Genomic DNA, 17,549 nt, shown 5'->3' with positions numbered 1-17,549 from the left:
GCGGAGAGCCCTGGCGGAAGCAACCGCCGCCAGCACGCTCCCCGAATGATACGGATTCGTATTTGCGGTATTCTTTCCATCGCTGCACAATAAGCGGGTATTCTTTCCTTCCGGATTACCGGACCCGCGAGCGCGTTATGCAGGCATCGGATCATTGGGATACATCAGCCTTTCTGGCGCTGGCAGCCCGGATTCATCCGGGGCTGAACGGCATGGCGACGCCTTCTCCCGAACCGGGCCTGTCCCATGGTGCTGACAATACGCCGGTGATCAGCACGGTTCACAGCATCTGGGCGAGCGCCTATCCAGAGGCGGGGCAGCCGTACTCGTCTGTACGCACCTGGACGCTGCTGGTGTGGCAGCCGGTGTTTCTCGCCGTTCTGGGTGTGCACGGCGCCGGTACCGTGGTGCCGGTGGACCGGCTGTGGCAACGGGTGGAGCAGGGTGTGGTGGCCGGCTTCCGGGTGCCGGAGGGCTGGCCCGTAACGCCCACGGAAGAAAGCGAGCGCATTCATGAGGCGGCTGCCCACCTGACGGCAGTGCGGGATGCCCTGCTGGCGGACCTCAGGCGGGTCGTGGGCATCAAGCCGCTGACGGCCAACCGACTGCTGGCGGATATTCTTCTTATGGCACTTCAGCGCATGGCGGTGACCCTGCCCGGATTCAGCAATGAGCGTGTGCAGGCGCTCGGCGAGGCCTGGCTGGCAGCGATGGGGCTGAAGGACCAGAGCCGGTATCTGCCCCTGACGCTCAACAGCGGGCAAGAGGTTCTGGGGCTGGAACGCCGCGCCTGCTGTATGCACTACCGGCGGGACGACGGCTGCTACTGTTCGTCCTGCCCCAAACTGACCCATTCCGAACGCACGCGGCGTCAACTGGAGGAACTGAGCCATGAAGCTGTCGCTGTCTGACATCCGCGTTCATCGGGACGGGCGCGCCATACTCGCCCTGGATGAACTGACGCTTCGTGACGGTGAGTTTACCGCCATCCTCGGCCACAATGGCTCCGGCAAGTCGACCCTGATGCAGGTGATGGCGCGGCAGATGAAACCGGATGGGGGCATGATCCGGCTTGATGACCAGCTCCTCGAGCGTTACAGCCAGCGGGAGCTGGCCCGCCGCATGGCCTTCCTGCCACAGCAGCTGCCGGAGGTTGCGGGGCTGGATGTGCGTGAGCTGGTCCGCCTGGGTCGCTTCCCCTGGCGGGGGCTGGTGCGGCGCTGGCACCGGGATGATGCCGCAGCGGTGGACTGGGCCCTGGAACAGACCAGTATGGCGGATTATGCCACCCACCTGGTGGATGAACTTTCCGGCGGTGAGCGCCAGCGTGCCTGGATCGCCATGCTGCTGGCACAGGAGGCACCGCTTCTGTTGCTGGACGAGCCCACATCGGCGCTGGACCTCTCTCATCAGTACGAATGCATGGCCCTTCTGAGTGACCTCAATCGCTCCGCTGGGCGCGGCGTCGCGGTTATTCTGCATGACGTGAACCTGGCGGCGCGCTATGCCGATCGGGTCATCGCGCTTAAGCAGGGCGAGGTGGCGTTCGACGGCACACCGGAGGCGATGCTGTCATCCGACCTGCTGACCATGCTCTATGGAATCGACATCAACCTGATCGCCCAGCCCGGTACGCAGCGGCCGGTTGCGGTGGTCGCCTGACAGGAGTTTGCTTCACTCATGGATCCGAAACTGAAACAGTGCCTCACCCTGGTTCTGGGCGTTTGCCTGACAGTAACCGCCCATGCGGAGGTCAGCGTAACGGACAGCCGTGGCGAACAGAGGTTCGAGTCGGTTCCGGAGCGCGTGGTGGCCCTGAACTGGTCCATGGCGGAAAACCTGGTGGAGCTGGGCATTGAACCCGTGGGTGTGGCGGATGTGGCTGGTTACCGCAAGTGGGTGGCGCAGCCGGAACTGCCGGAGTCGGTGGTCAATGTGGGCAAGCGCTCGGAACCCAACATGGAACGCATTGCGGACCTGGAGCCGGATGTGATCGTTCTGTCCACCGACCAGGCCGGGCTGGCCGACAAGATGAGCCAGGTTGCGCCGGTGCTGTTCTTTGACGCCTTCCGCAAGGACCACAGCAATGCGGAAAAAGCGCGCGAGATATTCCTCGAGATGGGGCGCCTGTTCGAACGCGAGGACCGTGCGCAGCACCAGCTCGACATGCTGGAGGCCCGGTTCATCTGGCTGCGCGGCCGGATCCGTGATCACTTCGGGGATGAGCTGCCGGAAGTCACCAGCGTCGGCTTTGCCAGCCCTACGGTCGTGCGGGTGTTCGGCAGGAATGCCATGCCCTGGTACGCGCTCCGCCAGCTGGGCCTGGAGTCGGCCATGCCCCAGCCAGCGAGCCAGTGGGGGCAGACCCAGAGGGAAGTTGCCGACCTGAACCAGCTTAACCAGGAGGATGTGCTGCTTTATTTCAAGCCCACGGTGCTGGCGGGGGACCTGCTGGAGAAGCCGCTCTGGAATGCGTTGCCGGTGGTTGAAGCCGGGCGCGTGGCGCCGGTGGATACCAGCTGGGTCTATGGGGGTGCCATGTCACTCCGCTACCTGGCTGAGAACATGACGGATGCCCTGCTGACCATCGAGCCCTGATGCACGCCGCGGCGTCTCTGCTGGCAACAGCGTGGCCCCGCTATGTGCTTGGCTTGGGTGTCATGCTGGCGCTGGTTTTGGGCCATCTTCAGCTCGACGGTGACCTGGGGCTGGCGGAGCAGTGGCGGCTGATCACCGGGAGCCAGCCCAGTGGCTTTGACCAGGTCCGGTTCTATTACACCGCATTGCCACGGGCTCTTCTCGCCATCATGGTGGGGGCCGTGCTCGGGACCGTGGGCAGTCTCCTCCAGCAGGTTACCCGCAATCCTCTCGTATCACCGCTGACGGTGGGCGCCTCGTCCGGCGCCTGGCTGGCACTGGTCGGTGCCAGTGTCTGGCTGCCGGCGCTGGCAACGGATGAGCGCGCACTGGTGGCCATGGTGGGGGCGATGCTTTCGGTAGGGCTGGTCCTGGCCATTGCCGGCCGCAATGGCATCGGCGGGTTGCCGGTGATCCTTGCCGGCATGGCGACTCACCTGCTGATGGGAGCGGCCGCCTCGGCCATCATCCTGCTGAACCAGGAGGCGGCCCAGGGGGTTTTCATCTGGGGGGCCGGCAATCTTACCCAGAATGACTGGAACTGGGTGCAGTGGCTCTGGCCCCGCCTGCTGGTTCTGCCGCTGATGCTGGCACTGGCGCCCCGGCCCCTGACGCTGATGCGGCTGGGGGAGGCGGGCGCACGGGGCCGGGGGTTCAGTTATGGGCCGGTACTGGTCATGCTGCTCATCGGCGCTCTGTGGATTCTTGCCAGCAGCATCACCGCTGTAGGGATCATCGGGTTTCTGGGTCTGATCGCCCCCAATATCGCCCGCTCCATGGGCGCACGCCGTGCTGGGGATGAGCTCGCCTACAGTGCACTGCTCGGGGCGGTGCTCCTGCTGGCTACGGATTCGCTGGCCCAGGCGGCCGGCGACTGGTTCGGTGAACTGGTGCCCAGCGGCACCGCAGCTGCCATGGTGGGAGCGCCGGCCCTGGTGATTTTCGCCCACCGCAAGCTGAGCCATGGCGACCAGACCGCACTGGCCCTGCCCCAGGGCGCACGCCGGACAACCTGGCTGACATGGACGGTGGCCGGTAGCCTGTTGCTCGGTCTGGTTGCCCTGACACTGACCTATACGCCGGGCGCCATGGAGCCGTTGTCCGGTTTTCCCTTTGCCTGGCCCTCGGAGCTGATCTGGTCGCTGCGTGCGCCACGCCTGCTGACCGCATCGGCGGCAGGTGTGGGTATGGCGGTTGCCGGCCTGATCCTTCAGCGCCTGATCCGTAATCCCCTTGCCAGCCCGGATATTCTGGGGATGTCCGCCGGCGCAACGCTCGCGCTGGTTGTCTTTACCGTCTGGACCGGCACCTCCATTTACCACGCCGGGCCGGGGGTCGCCTTCCTGGGCAGCCTGGTGGTACTGGTCGTACTGCTGATCGTGGGGCGGCGGTCCCATTACGCACCCGGGATCGTGATCCTGGTGGGGATTTCGCTCGCGGCCCTGATGGAAGCCCTGGTGCATTTTGTTCTGGCCCAGGGCACGCAGAGCGCCCACATCATTCTGGGGTGGCTCTCCGGATCCACGTACCGGGCCTCTGCCGACAGGGCTCTGATGCTGGCGGCCGGGGTGGCGGGACTGGTCATGCTGGTTGTTGTATTCAATCGCTGGCTGACGCTGATCTCCATCGGGGATCCAATGGCCCGTGCCCGCGGCGTGAATGTGGCCAGGGCCCGGCTGGTGTTGCTGCTGGTGGTGTGCGCGCTCTGTGCGCTGGTAACGGCGCTGATGGGACCGGTGGCTTTCGTCGGCCTGCTGGCGCCGCATGTGGCAGCCCTTCTGGGAGCAAGGCGGGTTCTTCCCCAGCTGGTACTGGCCGCTATGGTGGGAATGGGGTTGATGACGCTTTCCGACTGGCTGGGCCGGACGCTGCTTTACCCGGACCAGTTGCCTGCCGGTCTGATGGCGGCTCTGATCGGGGGGAGTTACTTCATCTTTCTGCTGACGCGGCGGCGTCTGGGGTAGAGCAGCAATACGGGAAGGAGGGAACCCCCGGCTGAACCGGGGGTTGGCCTTGGGGCTCAGTACTCGATGGAGTAGGAGAGGGTGTAGGTGCGGCCACGGCCCTTGAAGTCCGTAACCTCGGGCAGACCGTAGAACAGCTTCGCCCGCTGGCTCCACACAGTGGTGTACTGGTTATCGAACACGTTGTTGATGCCCAGTGTCAGCTCGCCGGCCGGGAGACGCTGTGTGCCCTGGAGGTCGAAGGTTGTCGGACCTTCAATCTCGTTGCCCTGGGCGTCATCGATATCAAAGGCGTGCACGCCCTGGAAGCGGACGCTGGTGTCATCATCACCCCATTGGACATGGGCTGTTGCCTTGGGCAGGCTTGCGTCAGTAACGGTCTGGTCCTGCCAGTCGCCGTCCTGCTTGGTTTCCGATTTCACGTAATGGCCAGTGCCGCCAATCTGCCATTGGGGGGTCAGGCGCCAGGTGCCGCTGGCTTCAAGGCCGTAGGCACGGGTCTTGGAATCCACGACATCCACCGTCAGCCGGTCGGTGATCTCGGTATCCTTATCGGACCATGTGTAGTAGGTCGCGACCTGAGCGTCCCACTCTGGGGTATGACGACGCCAGCCGAATTCCACCTGGTTGGTTTTCAGTGCCGGCAGGTTGTTGTTGTCGAGGTTCAGGAAGTCGGTCAGTTGGTACTGGCCGCTCCCGGAGAGGCCGTACTGCCCCTCGCCGAGTACTTTGCCGGGGTCGGGGATCTCGTTGCCCTGACTGAAGCTGCCCCAGATCTGCTGGTCGTTGGTCAGGCTGTAGATCGCACCAGCATTGAACAGTGTGATTTCATAGTCATTCTTGCCGCCGGGGATCGGTTCAGCGGAGGAGCCGATGCCGTTCTCAATATTGACCCGCTGCTGTACGGGCACAAAGGAACTGACCTCCAGGCTTGCGCGCCGGTGACGGACGCCGGCATCAAGCTTGAGCCGGTCTGTCGCCTGCCATTCCGCCTGCAGGAAACCGGCTGTACCATCCACCCGATAGCTGGGATAGCGCGGGGTGGTGTAGCTGGCCTCGTTCACAAGGAGCCCGGACGCCAGTGCCTGGTTGAGGTCGAAGATCATCTGGTTGGCGTCGAAGTCTTCCCGGTCCAGATCCAGGCCATAGGTCAGCTGCACATCGCCCAGTTCCTTGACGAGCATTGCTTTCAGCGCGTGTTGCTCGGTGTTCTGCTTGGAGGCTCCCACATACGGCATTTCGGTGATGGGCGTATCCGGGTCATCCGCGAGTCGGCCTGGGTAGGGGTGAAAGCTGAGCTCCTCGTTGCGGGTTGAGGCCTGAAGGTAAGCTGTATGGCCGAGGAAATCGGTATCGCGATAGGAGGCGTTCACCAAGTACCGGTCGGATTCAGGCTCACGGTCGGTGGTGAAGCCGTTACGGATTTCCGGGTTGTCGCGACGTGACAGGTTCTGGCCAAGGTAAAGACCCTTGTTGCCGTCGAACTTGGAGTTGTACACCTGTGCCGTCAGGTCCAGGCTCTGGGTGTCACTGAATTCGAACTGCAGATTGCCCATGACGTCGAGCGTGCGGTTGTACTGCAGGTCCGTCTGGGTGATGTCCGGCAGGATGGGGTCACCGTTGCCGTCGTAGAAGGACCCGTTGTCCTGGCCCGCCACGGCGAGACGGCCCTTCACGAAGTCTGTGCCGCCGCTGATGGACTGGCCTGCCCGCAGGTCCCGGTCATTGGAGTTGTTGAAACCGCTGGTGGCGCCCACTTCCGTCTCGAACTGCGGATCGCCGGCTTCGCCCTTCTTGGTGATGATGTTGATGATGCCGCCGGTGCTGCCGCCACCGTAGATGGCGGTGGCGCCTGAAAGCACTTCAATGCGTTCAATGTTGAAAGGATCAATGCTGTCGAACTGGCGGCTCACGCCCCGCGAGGAGTTGAGCGAGACCCCGTCGATCATGACCAGCACGCTGCGCCCGCGCAGGTTCTGGCCGTAGTTGGTGCGGTTCTGGGTGCCGAGGTCCATGCCGGGGACCAGCTTGCCCAGTGTGTCCTTGAGACTCTGGCCACTGTCGAACTGGCGCTGCAGCTCCTCGCCCTCCAGAACCCAGACCGTGCCCGGGACTTCGCTGATCTGGGAGGGGGCCCGGTTGCCCACAACGACCAGCTCGTCAAGGGAGCCCATCGGTTCCTGTGCGAACGCCAGAGGGGCGGTCCCCATCGCGATCCCTGTCATGCACAGGGCTGCGAGGGGCGTTCGGGATAGTCTGTTGGATTGGCGCATGGCAAACACTCCTGATTGTCGGGTTACGCGGGTTGGGGAGGTTAACAGATGGCAACGGTAATGCAAATGATTATCAAAAGTCATTTTTGAGCATGGCGAGCAGGGATTCCCGGTTCGATTCCACGGGGTCACCCAGGGTCTCTTCGCCGCTCCAGTCGACCAGGTCCACCCTTCCGGTTACCGGGAACAGCGTGTCGCCGGCGAGATGGTTGACGATCCGCGCCGAGCGCCAGCACATTAGGCTCATCTGTGGGTCGGCGATGCCGTGGGAATGGCGGCCGGCATTAACCGCGTAGACATGGCGACCTGAGGGTCCGTCCCATCGGGCCTGGAAGTCCGAATCGAGTTTCAGCTGACCCTGGCTGTCCGTTTCCAGTCTCTGTCTGAGGTCGCTGGAGAGGTAGTCCGGGAGTCGTGACTCGAAGCCGGTGCACAGGATCATCCGATCCGTCTGGATGTGCTCCCGGGCGCCATTGAGACCATTATGGAACGCAAGCCGGTAGGGGGCCGGCCCCGTCATGGCTTCCAGGGTCCGGTGCGGCTGCAGCACCACCAGGGGGGAGCAACCACCGGCTATGCGGTGCTCATAGAGACGTTGATAGAGTGCCTCAAGGGTGTCTGGGGATATGCCGTCCGAGGCCAGCTTCTGGTTCCGGACCAGGGCAAGTCGTTGCGACTCGGGCAGTCCATGGAAGGTGTCCACATAGGCCGGCGTGAAATAGTCGTTGGTGAAGGGGGTTTCATCCAGGGGCTCGAAGTTCGGCCTGCGGGAAAGCCAGTGAATGCGCTCCGGGCGCCCCCAGTCGCCCTGCAGGAGGCTCAGGATCACTTCCGCCCCTGACTGGCCGCCGCCGACGATGGTGACGCACTGACCCGTGACATCGGGCTGGCGCAGGGTCAGTTCCATGTTGTGGAAGCAGTCATCGCCTCGCCACGGTCGGCAGGATTCCGGGATGGCCGGGATTTTTCCGGTCCCCAGGCACAGGTTACGGGCCCGGATCGGTTCCGCGTCTTCCTGGAAGTGAACATGGAAAAGATCCCCGTCGAAATCGACGTGCCGGATGTTGTGGCCGAAATGCAGGTTATCGAGCCCGTCCGCCACCCAGGCCATATAGTCCGCGAATTCGGCGCGGCTCACCGCGGGCAGGTCGGCATTCATGAAGGCGTAGAAGCGGCCGTGCTGGACGAGGTAGTTCAGGAAGCTGTTCGGGCTCCAGGGGGCCACCCCGGTGACCAGGTCCTTGAGGTAGGAGGTCTGCAGGCGGACGCCCGGCAGCATCATCCCCGGATGCCAGTTGAACTGGGGCTTGCGGTCGAAAAAGGCCGTGCGCAGTTGTGGGACTTCCCGCAACAGGGCGGCGATACTCAGGTTGAACGGGCCAATGCCCAGTCCGGCAAGATCCAGTGGCTTGTTCATGGCGTCTCTCCTGTCAGCAGGGGATTACTCAGCGGCACACCCAGGTCGGCACTGGGGCGTTCGGCATGGTCCTCGTACCCGAGCCGGAACCGCACCCGGTTGACGCAGACCCGCTCCAGGGTCGGGCGCAGCAGCGGGAACCGCTGGAAGCGCTCGCTCAGTTCCGGGTGACGTTGCTGGTAGGCACGGAGGCGCTCGGCCAGAAGGCTGTAGAAGCGGGTCTCCGGAAAACCCATCTCGTCTTCCAGCAGCGGTGAGATGAACCGCAGAGTGGTGACGAAATGGCCGGTGATGAGGTCATGCACCAGGTATTCCGGGGGCAGGCGCATCAGCCCTTCCAGAAGATGCGCCGGCATGCCCGCCTGTTCCGGCATCGGCTGATCCACGCAACGCAGGTCGCCGTGGAAATCCTTGAGGGCCAGGCGTTGGGGAATGGCGTCCTTCAGTATTAGGCCCAGATTCTGACCATGGGCCACTAGTCCGATGCCGTAGGCACACAGCAGGTGGTAGAGCGGTATCGTCACACGGTCGAACAGGTGGCTGAGCCAGACCTCGGGACTCAGCCCCGAGCGCCTGATCAGGGCGGCGATCAGGGAGCGGCCCTGGCCGTCGCACTGCATCAGTGTGGCCATCAGCATGGGCTGTTCGCCCAAAGCGGTCTTGGCGGTGAGGCTTTCGCGCCAGACCGCGCCGAACATCTCATGATAGCGGTAGGGGGCACCCGCGATCCGGGACTGCTGGGGGTGGGGAATGTGGCTGCCGGCCAGTTCCCTCTGGACTTCCAGTCCTGACCGTGCGAGCTCGGGGTCCGTCCGGCTCTGTTCCCACAACCATTGGGAAAGCTCCGGCCCCAGGGCGATGGGGCCTGCCGGGATACCCCGGTAGCAAGAGGTGTTCAGGACGGTAAGGGCCAGCTTGAGGTCGCAGTTGCCGGGCACACTGGTGTTGCTCAGGGTTCGCAGCGACTGCTGGGGCTGGTAGCAGTGGCCGTGCACGCCCAGATCGCGGATCAGGCCCCTGGCCAGGGCATCGCCGTACTGGGGCTGCAGCCGGTGATCCCACTGCCAGGGGTGCACGGGGAGCAGGGGCCAGTGCCCGGCTCCGCCGGAGCCCCTGACCAGAGCAGCGTGTTCGCCGCTTTCAAGGCACTGTTCGAGTGGTGGGCTTCCTGCATGGGCGCCTGCCAACGAGGGGGCCACGGCCAGCCAGCGCAACTGGAAGCGGTTGCCCGCCTCCGGGCTGTAGGCCTCGAGGTCCGCCTGGCTCCACCCCATGCGGCCCCGGTTGGCCAGTAGTTTGGGGTGGCCGTCCAGAAGCCCCTCCAGCTCCGTCGCGGGAAGCTCCAGCATCTGCTCGGCTGTTAAGCCGGCGAGCCGTTCCTGCTGGATGCGGTCCCCGGCCAGGGTGTTCTGGAGTTCCTCGAGGAAGTTGGCGAGCACGATGTCGGTCATGCCCAGGGAGTGCTGGGCATCCACCACCAGCTGGGTCGCGTTCGTGGCGGGGCGGCCGTCCCGGGTGAGGCTTTCCGGGACCACCCGCAACCACCCCCAACAACTGCAGCGGGCTTGGAAGCCGTAGTCATGCCCCCCGAGGGCCAGGCGATAGCGTCCATTGCCGGTGGGCTCTGGCGAGAGGCATCCCTCGTAGCTGGTTTCACCGATGATCTTGGCCATCAGCCTCTGATTGGTCCGGTTCCATATGGTTTCTCTTTCCATTATCGGCTCCCGTTAGAGTCGTGTTTCACGGAAAAACGCGTCGCGCTCCGTGGCGACCAGGGCGGCGCGCTTATGAGGGAAGTCGAATTCGTAGCATTTGCTCCAGGTGAGGTGCTGGAGCTGCCTGAGCATGGCTTTGTTACCGGCATCCGGTTCGCCATAGAGGGTTGTGGTACGGGGGTCGGTCAGGAAGAGGTAATGGCTGATCGTGTTGAGCCAGACCGGTGTCTGGCCATCCCCGCAGTAGCGGTCCTCGCCGATCAGCACATGAACGCCCTGATCGAACGGGCCGGCGCTGCAGTAGGGGCCGAGGCGATCCTCCGTGACGAAATAGGTTTCGAAATACCCCACCGGGTCACCATCAGCTTCCAGTATCAGTGGAAAGCTGTTGGCCGCTGCACGTCGTTCATCGAGCATGGCGTCCAGTCGTTCGCGGCTGAAGGGGTATTCCCAGAAGCGGGCCACCCGGGGAAGGTTCTGCCAGCGGTGGAAGCGTTCTCCATCCTCTTCAACGGTGGCTGGGCGCAGTTCGAGAACCCTGTCCAGGCCCGGATGGTAGCGTCGGTAGAGAATCGTATCGGGAAGCGTGGGCCGACGGGGGTGAACGACCTCGCCGGTTTGCTCAGGAACTTCCGGCATAACCGGCCACAGGGCCGGGGTCAGCCAGGCTTCCCGGATCTGGTAGAAGGTGGGTCTGTCGATACGGTGGGTGCCGTCCTCCTCAACCTGCCATGCGGGGTGGCACAGTGAGCAGAGTTCCGCAATGCCGACGGTCAGGGCCAGTGAGTCGAGCTCGAGACCACAAAACAGCCGGTCGAGCATCGGGTAGACGAGGCTGGGCTCCGGGACAGAGCCTTCCCAGCCGGTCACTGTCCAGTGTCTTCCCTTATCGCTGAGGGAAAGCTGCCAGGTCTGGCCGCCAGTTTCCAGCTGCACCTGATCACCGCCGGTGCTGGCAGTCAGGTTGATCCTTGGGTTGCTCTCAAACATGGCATTCGGCCTCCGTGTAGAGTGGGTTGTCCAGGGGGTGATAGATGGAAAAGACGTCGCTCAGGGTGTTCTCGTTCAGCGCCCGGAGCGTGCACAGGAAGTTGCCCTTGGCGTGGACTTCAGGGCTCTCGAGCAGGTAACGGATTGCCCGGTCGTCCGGTGGCTGCTCGTCGAGACGCGCCTGCAGCCAGTCGCGCAGCGTCCGGATGAGCCCGGATTCGCTGGTGAGCTGCCCTGCCGCCAGGGATGCGATGACATTGAAGGTGGCGTTGATGAACAGGTAGTAGCAGAACAGTCGGATGCCGAGCTCGTCCGGCAACAGGTTTTCGCTGTCCTCAGCCAGGCTGCCAAGCTCTTCCCCCAGGCGCTGTGACGCCAGGCTGGTGAAGGCCGTACCCTGGCAGTCCCGGAAAAACAGTTTTCTGGGCCAGATCCCGTCCAGTCCCAGCACCAGGTTCTGTTGATGGGCACCAAAGAGAATGCCGAATCGGGATTGAGCTTCCAGCAGGGGAGCCACGGCCACATCCAGGTAGCACCGGAACCACTCATGGGTCCCATGGCTGTCCAGGCCCGCCTGCCAGAGCCGCTGTGAGAGACGGGATTCGCCGCTGCGGGGGTCGTCCTGGAGCAGGGTGGCGAGTACCTCGGTATTGCCGGCTGCGCGGCCATGGAACGGGTTGTCCCGCCAGACAACCAGGGTTTCCGTCAGCGGTTGGCCCTCCGGGCCCCGGATGCCGGCGGCGATGGGTTCCCGCAATACCTCGAAGCACGGCCTGTGTTCGAGCCATTCCCGGACGGGCCCGCTGTCCAGAACCCGGCAGATTTCGGCACCGCGTACCACTTCCTCGGGTTGCAGATGCCGTCTGGAGTTGGTGAGCCATACACTCATTGAGAATTTCAGCATCCAGGGTGACGATTCGCAGTAAATGGCGCGTAACGACGAGGTGGCATACCACTGGGGGGCGCCTTCGCCCAGGTACCGGAGGGCACCAGACTCGCGCATTGGCGCCAGCTCGAGGGATGCCCGCCATTGCCGGTGCTGGAACGGATGGCAGGGGAGTAGGCAGTGACCACTGGGGATCCGGGCCCTTAGGTGATCTGCGTGTGGTTCGGTTTCCAGGAGAGTGTCAGCCCCATGGGTAGAACCGACCCCCTCCGCGTCGCGCCGGAACAGGTGTTCCTGGTCCACGCTGTACCAGACCAGGGGAAATGGGGAGCCGTACTCCGGTGCGTAGCGCCGGGCGTCTCTGTTGTCCATGTTGCCCCTGTCCTTGGGGCAGGGGTGGATGGAGTGACCGCTGAACAGGGCCTGTTCGGCCTTGATAAAGCTCAGTGGTGCCCGGAACAGGTGTTCGAGATCGGGGTTCCGGGCCTCCTGGGCGGCGGCGAGGTTTTCGTAACTTGCATGGACCCGTTGCTGCAGCGCCTCAAGGGCATGGTCGGGGGCCTCCCGTCGGAGCGGTTCGAGGCCCAGGCACCATTCCACGGCCTTTTCAAAGGAGACTGGCTGCTGCTCTCCCTGGTGATCCAACAGCAGGGGGTCGGCCAGCAGGTGGCGGCCGGTCCGGGCCCGGAAGCGACAGGGAACGAGCAGGGATGTATTGTTGGAGCCCTGTATCTCGAAGTAGCCCTGGTCTGCGGTAGCGGCGGGTTCGTGATAACGCGCGATCGCCCATTCGCGGATCAGGGCATTGAAGAACGCGTTCAGTGAGGGATTATGGCGCATCGGTAACCTCGGGTACGGTTGCGATGGCCTTTAACCTATTAGCGAATAGGAATCATTGTCAAATAACATTTTAGGTTTAAGGCGGAAATGCAGCTCGATCTAACAACCCTGTCGATCTTTTTTGCCATTGGGTTTGGGGGCTGGTACTGGTGGCGGGCCCTTGGCACCAAGGAGCTGGCCCTGCAGGCGGCAAGGCGGGCCTGTGAACGCGCGGACGTGGACCTTCTGGACCAGAGCGTGTGCCTGAGCGGGCTGGGCCTGAAGAGGGATCAGCAGGGGCGGTTGCGGTTACGCCGAACGTTCAGCTTTGACTTTACAGCCACCGGCGAGGGCCGCTATCGGGGACGGATCGTACTGCTGGGCGAGCGCACCGAGTCGGTGGAATTCGAGCCGCACCGGTTTTGAAAGCTCGCCAGGGCAGCGTGCCCTGACCCTCCTTTCGCGTCCGGCGCGCGCGGGGTGTATCAGGCTCCCCTTGGAGGCAGATCCAGCAGATAGTGCTCACCGCTGATGGCCTCTTCCAGCCGGTCCGCCAGTATCTCCAGGATGCCGTCGTGCTCGCCGGCCAGGCGCGTGATGCGGGTTGCCAGCCCGCTGTTGCGGGCTTCGGCATCGGCGCAGATGGTGGCCACATCGCCATCCTCGCCAGCATGTTTCCCGGGTGAGAGAAACAGCATCGAGACGATTACAGGCCCATCGTTGAAACCGGGCTCGTCCAAAAGGTTTTCCAGCAACGGTTCATTGAACCGGTACTCGTCGCCCTCCCGTCGTTCCATCGAGGCGGGTGTCACACTGCGTACGCGGTCCTCGAGAAGCGTCGCCAGCTGGCCGGCAACAACGTTACGCACGGCGGTTACTTCCGGGATCGGGCTGCCGTGGTCTGCCAGGACAACGGCTGGTTTTGAGCCGGTGGGCAGCTGCTGGATTTGTTCTTCCACTCCGTCACGCAGAATGCGCGCGAGTCGCAGATCTGTTGGTGCCTGCAGATCGACGAGAGGCGAGGCAACCCGTACCCGTACTTCCGGATGAACCTCCTGCATCTCGCCCAGCCGCTCCGGCAGGTAACCGCTGAGTGCCCGGCTTGGCCCGAAGAAGAACGGCAGAATCACCATGTCTTTCACCCCCTCCTCAGCTCGCCATGTCGCGGCCGGACCAAGCGTTGAGGCGGGCATGCCATCCAGCTTTTCGGCCGGTACCTTGTTGGAGTGCAGCAGGGAGCGGGCTTCCACGGGCATGCCGGTGCGCTCACTGAGTGCCGCCGCCACCCGACGCAGGTTAAGGGTGGCGCCAGGGCGCACTGACCCGTTGTCGACGAGAAAAACCAAGCTTCTATCTGGATTCCGAGCTATTTTCATGGGCGTTGATACGTTATCGGTCCGGTTGGTGATCATTGCTCTGCCAGACTCTATCACGTGGCTTTGCGTCGACGGTGAATACCGCAGGCGGACGGCGACGGGAGCAGAGAGCCTGTACTTTGAGATTCTTTGATGTAAATTGTTATCGTTCGTTTTCTCTGAGTAGTTTCTGCTACGATACCGAGCTTGCGCGGCAAGGGTCTCTCTCATGCAACCTGAATCCAGTGGTCAGCCGTCACGCTCTTTCGGGATCAGGGATTTCCTGGCATTCGGCAAGCATTACGGCATTGATTACCGGTTTCCCGGCACGCCATCTCCCGGTGGGCCGGATACGGACGTGACCGTGGCCCGGGGAAGCATCACCGAGACAGCACTGCCTTCCGGATTCCGTTTCACCCGTTCCGAGCTGGACATCTTCCAGTCTTATGAGTCGGAGTCACTGGGCCATGCTCCCCTACTGATCGTCATCGTGCTTGAGGGCCGTGTCAGTATTTCGGTTGGTGCCATTTCCCGGGAGCTGGAGGGCGGCATGGCAGTCAGTCTCCAATTGTGTCCGGAGTACGCGCTTAAAGCATTCCAGCCGGCCGGACAACGCCTGAAGACCCTGACACTGGCCTTCGATCCCGTCGCCGCAGGGAGTACGGGCACTGTCAGCCCGACATTGAGCGCGCTCCTCCGCAACATCCAGCATCCCTTCCATCTCTGGCGCATTCCTGCCGCGCTGATCCAGCCCATTGAGCAGAGCCTGGTATCATCCCTGGCCGTGCTCCAGAAGAAGCTCTTTCTCGAGGGGCTGGCGCTACAGCTGGCAGCGTATGGTCTTGACGGAGACGACGCTGGCGGCCCGCTACGGCAAGTGCCCCTTTCCCATGAGCAGAAGCGGCTTGAGTCGGTCAGGCAGCTGCTGGCGTTCGCGCCGACAGAGCACTATACCCTCGAGGATCTTGCCCAGCGGGCCGCAATGAGCTCAAGCGGCCTGCGTGCCAAGTTCCGGGCTACTTACGGGACCTCGGTATTTGATTACCTTCGCCAGTGTCGGCTGGAGTTGGGTCGACGTCACCTGGAGCAGGGCTACAGCGTCCAGCAGGCTGCCCACGGCAGTGGCTACCGGTATGCGTCCAACTTCGCGACAGCTTTCCGTCGCTATTTCGGGGTATCGCCCAAGGACCTGACCTGAGCAGTTTTGGCGAGTCGCATAGATGATCTGGCACGCCGAATACCTTTTTATGGATCTAAAGGAGAATAATTCGCATTAGTTGTTTAAAGATTAAGAGAGGCTTGCTGTATGGTTCATCCTTCCAGATTATCGGTTGCCGTAGCGGTGGCTGTCGCCGGGACCGGGTCGGCTCTGCCAATTGGTGCACAGGAAAACCAGGCTGACATTGGCGTTCTGCAGACGCTGGAAATCACGGCACCCCAGGGGGCGACTAAGACGGAGACCCCCTTTGTGGAGACGCCCCAGTCCATTTCCACAATCACTCGCGAGCAGATGGAGGAACAGGGTTCCCAGAGTGTGCAGGAGGCGACACGCTACAGCGCCGGTGTATTCACCAACCAGTATGGGGCGACGGCGAGTCGGTATGATGCGATCAAGCTCCGGGGTTTTGGCAGTGACAGTACGGACAACCAGTACCTGGACGGCCTCAAGGTTCTGAACGACAAGGGAACCTACAGCATCATGCAGGTTGACCCTTACCTCCTCGAGAGCATTGAGGTGGTGAAAGGGCCTTCTTCCGTGCTGTATGGGCGCTCCGCACCCGGTGGTTTGGTTGCTATGACGAGTAAGAGGCCTACCTTCACCCCGCAATACCAGGTCCAGGCGTCCGTGGGGACCCAGGGCCACAGGAGCCTGGGCTTTGACTTCAGCAATGAGGTTGGTGATTCCGGGCGAGCGGCCTATCGTCTGGTGGGCCGCGTCAAGCAATCGGATACCCAGTGGGACTATGTGGAAGAGGAGAGCTACTCCCTCGCACCGTCACTGACTGTGGATCTGACGGATTCAACGACCCTTACCCTGCTGTCCCAGTTCCGAAAGGATCCGGAAGGCGGCTACTACGGATCCCTGCCTGCAGAAGGGACGCTGGAGCCTAGAAATGGCCGGACCATCCCAAATGACTTTTTTGAGGGAGAGCCCTCTCTCGAGGAATTCGATCGGGAACAGATGATGCTGGGCTATCAGCTTGAGCACCGCTTCAATGACACCTGGTCCGCAAGGCAGAACTTGCGTTATATGGACATTGATACCCAGTACGGCCAGGTTTATGCGGAGCCTAATCTCATGGGCCAGAGTTGGGAGGGGAACGAGTTGGAGCGTACGTATTTCGGTGCGGACGAGTCGCTTGATTCCCTGGCCGTGGATAACCAGCTGGTCGCGGACTTTGGCGTTGGAGAAAGTCAGCATAAGGTGCTGGTCGGGCTCGATTATCAGCATGTTGATACGGAGGCCTATTGGACGGCCGGTTATAATCCCGACTACAGTTCCACCTTCCCCTCCATCAATCCATTTGATCCACAGTACGGCAACACGGGTGACATCAACCCATTCCAGGATAATGATCGTCAGCTTGAACAGACGGGAATCTACATTCAGGATCAGGTGGCACTGGACCAATGGCGTCTTACCCTCAGTGGGCGTCATGATTGGGTCGATGTAGCGAACGAGTATGAGACCCTGCTGACTGGTGTCAGTGGCGATGAAGAGCTGGATGAGTCGAAGTTCAGCGGTCGTGCCGGGCTGCTCTATCTGTTTGATAATGGCATGGCGCCCTACATCAGCTACTCTGAATCCTTTAATCCAAGCAGCAACGTCGGGGAGGATGGCGATCTCATCGAACCCACGGAAGGCCGCCAGTACGAAGCAGGACTGAAGTATGAGCCTACCGGTACCCGGGATCGCTATAGCGCGTCGGTGTTCCGGATCGATCAGGACAATGTGGCGAACTACATCCGGGATATCAATGCTTACCGGCCGGTCGGATCGACCCGGTCCGAAGGAGTGGAGCTGGAAGCCACTACCTGGCTGACACGAGGGTGGTCCGCGATGGCGAGCTACACCTACACCGATGTCACGGTCGAGGAGTCCAGCGCTGGAAACGAAGGGAAAACACCGGTTGCTACGCCGCAGCACATGGCATCGATCTGGAGTTCCTATGCGTTCGCTAGTGAGCCGCTCCAGGGGCTGGATGCCGCCCTCGGCCTCCGGTACATCGGCGAAAGCTGGGCAAACGAGGCCAATACACTCGAAGTGCCCGATTACACGCTGGTCGATGCCAACCTGCGCTATGACCTGACGAGCATGGGCATGGAAGGGGTGACAGCCAGCCTGAACGCCAAGAACCTGTTCGATAAGGAATACGTTGGCTCATGCTACAGCGAGTCGGTCTGTTATTACGGGGCTGAGCGGAGTGTCGAGGCTAAGGTAACCTACGACTTCTGAGACAGGCTCGGACCTGTTGCCTCGGACGTGGGAAAG

The 17,549-nt window shown here is 62.5% G+C and carries 13 protein-coding genes; 7 read left to right on the top strand and 6 right to left on the bottom strand.

Features of this window, described 5'->3' with window-relative positions; genetic code table 11:
- The first annotated feature begins 137 nt into the window (after positions 1-137).
- The 4 genes from H4I92_RS05230 to fhuB are packed head-to-tail and all read left to right on the top strand — an operon-like array spanning position 138 to position 4,601.
- On the top strand, positions 138-911 hold the full coding sequence (locus H4I92_RS05230; protein ID WP_077529602.1) for a siderophore ferric iron reductase: 774 nt from the start codon (positions 138-140) through the stop codon (positions 909-911).
- Positions 892-1,662 carry an ABC transporter ATP-binding protein gene (locus tag H4I92_RS05225; protein WP_077529601.1) on the top strand — a complete coding sequence of 257 codons (771 nt, stop codon included), beginning with the start codon at positions 892-894 and terminating at the stop codon, positions 1,660-1,662. The genes H4I92_RS05230 and H4I92_RS05225 overlap by 20 nt, the downstream gene beginning before the upstream one ends.
- An 18-nt stretch (positions 1,663-1,680) precedes the next feature.
- Complete coding sequence (locus H4I92_RS05220; RefSeq protein ID WP_077529600.1) at positions 1,681-2,598, top strand: ABC transporter substrate-binding protein; 918 nt, start codon at positions 1,681-1,683, stop codon at positions 2,596-2,598.
- On the top strand, positions 2,598-4,601 hold the full coding sequence (fhuB, locus tag H4I92_RS05215; RefSeq protein ID WP_143512607.1) for a Fe(3+)-hydroxamate ABC transporter permease FhuB: 2,004 nt from the start codon (positions 2,598-2,600) through the stop codon (positions 4,599-4,601). Before H4I92_RS05220 ends, fhuB begins: the two co-directional genes overlap by 1 nt.
- A gap of 56 nt (positions 4,602-4,657) precedes the next feature.
- Here the strand turns inward: fhuB and H4I92_RS05210 are convergent, their stop codons facing one another.
- From H4I92_RS05210 to H4I92_RS05190, 5 genes are all read right to left on the bottom strand, one after another.
- Positions 4,658-6,874 carry a TonB-dependent receptor gene (locus tag H4I92_RS05210; protein WP_077529599.1) on the bottom strand — a complete coding sequence of 739 codons (2,217 nt, stop codon included), beginning with the start codon at positions 6,872-6,874 and terminating at the stop codon, positions 4,658-4,660.
- A 73-nt stretch (positions 6,875-6,947) separates the two neighbouring features.
- On the bottom strand, positions 6,948-8,291 hold the full coding sequence (locus tag H4I92_RS05205; RefSeq protein ID WP_077529598.1) for a lysine N(6)-hydroxylase/L-ornithine N(5)-oxygenase family protein: 1,344 nt from the start codon (positions 8,289-8,291) through the stop codon (positions 6,948-6,950).
- Positions 8,288-10,006, bottom strand: coding sequence for an IucA/IucC family protein (locus H4I92_RS05200; protein ID WP_077529597.1), 1,719 nt, complete (start codon positions 10,004-10,006; stop codon positions 8,288-8,290). The genes H4I92_RS05205 and H4I92_RS05200 overlap by 4 nt, the downstream gene beginning before the upstream one ends.
- 12 nt (positions 10,007-10,018) lie before the next feature.
- Positions 10,019-10,996: a GNAT family N-acetyltransferase gene (locus H4I92_RS05195; protein ID WP_218668148.1), complete on the bottom strand. Its 978-nt coding sequence runs from the start codon at positions 10,994-10,996 to the stop codon at positions 10,019-10,021.
- A complete protein-coding gene (locus H4I92_RS05190) occupies positions 10,989-12,722 on the bottom strand; it encodes an IucA/IucC family protein (protein WP_077529596.1) in 1,734 nt (577 codons plus the stop codon). Before H4I92_RS05190 ends, H4I92_RS05195 begins: the two co-directional genes overlap by 8 nt.
- A gap of 87 nt (positions 12,723-12,809) precedes the next feature.
- Here H4I92_RS05190 and H4I92_RS05185 point away from each other — a divergent pair, with 87 nt between their 5' ends.
- Positions 12,810-13,127, top strand: coding sequence for a DUF3301 domain-containing protein (locus H4I92_RS05185; RefSeq protein WP_077529595.1), 318 nt, complete (start codon positions 12,810-12,812; stop codon positions 13,125-13,127).
- A gap of 59 nt (positions 13,128-13,186) precedes the next feature.
- Here H4I92_RS05185 and H4I92_RS05180 read toward each other — a convergent pair whose 3' ends face one another.
- Positions 13,187-14,077, bottom strand: coding sequence for a sirohydrochlorin chelatase (locus H4I92_RS05180; RefSeq protein ID WP_077531665.1), 891 nt, complete (start codon positions 14,075-14,077; stop codon positions 13,187-13,189).
- 208 nt (positions 14,078-14,285) lie between these two features.
- On the opposite strand from H4I92_RS05180, the gene H4I92_RS05175 reads away from it, so the two are divergent.
- Both H4I92_RS05175 and H4I92_RS05170 read left to right on the top strand, forming a co-directional pair.
- Positions 14,286-15,254: a helix-turn-helix transcriptional regulator gene (locus H4I92_RS05175; protein ID WP_077529594.1), complete on the top strand. Its 969-nt coding sequence runs from the start codon at positions 14,286-14,288 to the stop codon at positions 15,252-15,254.
- A gap of 108 nt (positions 15,255-15,362) precedes the next feature.
- The gene (locus tag H4I92_RS05170) at positions 15,363-17,513 is read left to right on the top strand and encodes a TonB-dependent siderophore receptor (protein WP_077529593.1); all 2,151 of its coding nucleotides are present in this window, start codon (positions 15,363-15,365) and stop codon (positions 17,511-17,513) included.
- Positions 17,514-17,549 lie beyond the last annotated feature (36 nt).

It is taken from the genome of Vreelandella halophila (assembly GCF_019903425.1).
Lineage (GTDB): Bacteria > Pseudomonadota > Gammaproteobacteria > Pseudomonadales > Oleiphilaceae > Halospina > Halospina halophila.
This window is presented reverse-complemented; position numbering and strand designations above follow the sequence as displayed.

Bases quoted from the DNA above. Each gene is read 5' to 3' on its own strand.
- H4I92_RS05205 (WP_077529598.1), bottom strand. From the start codon at position 8,291: ATGAACAAGCCACTGGATCTTGCCGGACTGGGCATTGGCCCGTTCAAC.
- H4I92_RS05230 (WP_077529602.1), top strand. From the start codon at position 138: ATGCAGGCATCGGATCATTGGGATACATCAGCCTTTCTGGCGCTGGCA.
- H4I92_RS05200 (WP_077529597.1), bottom strand. From the start codon at position 10,006: ATGGAAAGAGAAACCATATGGAACCGGACCAATCAGAGGCTGATGGCC.
- H4I92_RS05175 (WP_077529594.1), top strand. From the start codon at position 14,286: ATGCAACCTGAATCCAGTGGTCAGCCGTCACGCTCTTTCGGGATCAGG.
- H4I92_RS05220 (WP_077529600.1), top strand. From the start codon at position 1,681: ATGGATCCGAAACTGAAACAGTGCCTCACCCTGGTTCTGGGCGTTTGC.
- H4I92_RS05210 (WP_077529599.1), bottom strand. From the start codon at position 6,874: ATGCGCCAATCCAACAGACTATCCCGAACGCCCCTCGCAGCCCTGTGC.
- H4I92_RS05185 (WP_077529595.1), top strand. From the start codon at position 12,810: ATGCAGCTCGATCTAACAACCCTGTCGATCTTTTTTGCCATTGGGTTT.
- H4I92_RS05170 (WP_077529593.1), top strand. From the start codon at position 15,363: ATGGTTCATCCTTCCAGATTATCGGTTGCCGTAGCGGTGGCTGTCGCC.
- H4I92_RS05225 (WP_077529601.1), top strand. From the start codon at position 892: ATGAAGCTGTCGCTGTCTGACATCCGCGTTCATCGGGACGGGCGCGCC.
- H4I92_RS05195 (WP_218668148.1), bottom strand. From the start codon at position 10,996: ATGTTTGAGAGCAACCCAAGGATCAACCTGACTGCCAGCACCGGCGGT.
- fhuB (WP_143512607.1), top strand. From the start codon at position 2,598: ATGCACGCCGCGGCGTCTCTGCTGGCAACAGCGTGGCCCCGCTATGTG.
- H4I92_RS05190 (WP_077529596.1), bottom strand. From the start codon at position 12,722: ATGCGCCATAATCCCTCACTGAACGCGTTCTTCAATGCCCTGATCCGC.
- H4I92_RS05180 (WP_077531665.1), bottom strand. From the start codon at position 14,077: ATGAAAATAGCTCGGAATCCAGATAGAAGCTTGGTTTTTCTCGTCGAC.